Genomic DNA, 1,285 nt, shown 5'->3' with positions numbered 1-1,285 from the left:
CGCTTAAATCAAACCCCAAACCGAGCCGGAAACTCCAATCTTCAAAAACACAAATAGTCTCAAATCATTCGACGACGGACACTGGGCTCCTGTCCGAACATGCTGTGGTTATCGGATTTCACATATGTAGCGACATTGCTGATGGAAACTGCAAGCATTGCTATGCATCTTGACAGGAACCAATAGAAATATGTTGAACAAACCAGCCATAGCTGCATGACTGAAACGAAATGGCTGCTGGTAAAGCCGGGCTGGCGCAGTGGCTCACCCGTTGTGAGCATGCAAGCCGATCTAGGAAACTAAATCTGGACAGAGCCAATTTATGATTGTGGACATCAAGGGGAGCAGGTCACAGTCTATGCGGTTGACTTGATCATAATGAAAAACACCGTCAATGATCGAGTGGCTGGCAAGAAGTGGATCGCGCCAGAAAGAAACGGGGCTCGTGACTTTTGACTGAAACAAAATTTCCGGAAGAGAACGCATCAAGCCTGGCGTCAAATTTCAAGATCTGCTGTAACCGCCCCTGGCTCGTTGCAGAATTTGCCTCTCCACACCAAATGGTCAGCTGGTCTCTCAATCGGCCTGGTTTCACCACCGCCGAGAGAGTGGCCTGGCTGGAAGTAGGGAACGATGAGCTGATTACGGTTACAGACCCCAAGACATGGTTTCAGCACCGTCTTCTTGCGGTAGATCTTGGAGATGCTGTTGGACTGATCACAGCACGGAATGTCGCGTGTTATGAAATTGCAAGCGCGACAGTAGATGATGTCCAAGCAGACTGTCTGATCACTCTTGGGCTGAATAATGGAGAAACCGTCGGCAAACGACAAGATCCCATGCTTCATGTGCTGCACGCCGGGACCATCAATATTCTTGCCGCAGTTTCCGTCCCGCTCACGGATGCTGCATTGCTCGAAATGTCGTCGATCGTTGCGCAAGCCAGAACAACGGCACTCCTGCGCTTTGGCTACAGACGTCCCTGTATGGATGACATTGTCACTGGAACAGGAACAGACTGCATCGTTACGGCAGCACCATGCTCAAGCAGGCCGCAAGCCTACGCAGGCATGCATACGGCTATAGGGGAAGCAGTAGGCCGTTCTGTACTTGAAGCAACAACGGCGGCAGCCATTGCCTGGTTTAATGACTGGTGTCAGCCCAACACTGCATTGAGCAGATAGCTCACCGGCGCATCTGCGGTGTCCGTCGTCGAATGATTTGAGACTATTTGTGTTTTTGAAGATTGGAGTTTCCGGCTCGGTTTGGGGTTTGATTTAAGCGG

Annotated in this window: 1 protein-coding gene; it reads left to right on the top strand. The window is 50.7% G+C overall.

The annotated features are described in order from the left end of the window. The first annotated feature begins 452 nt into the window (after positions 1 to 452). Positions 453 to 1,184 (top strand): adenosylcobinamide amidohydrolase, encoded by a 732-nt coding sequence (locus ACFO1V_RS09435; protein WP_374834783.1) that lies wholly within the window; start codon positions 453 to 455, stop codon positions 1,182 to 1,184. Positions 1,185 to 1,285: the final 101 nt, after the last annotated feature.

The sequence above is a fragment of the Daeguia caeni genome, assembly GCF_042653845.1.
Lineage (GTDB): Bacteria > Pseudomonadota > Alphaproteobacteria > Rhizobiales > Rhizobiaceae > Brucella > Brucella caeni.
This window is presented reverse-complemented; position numbering and strand designations above follow the sequence as displayed.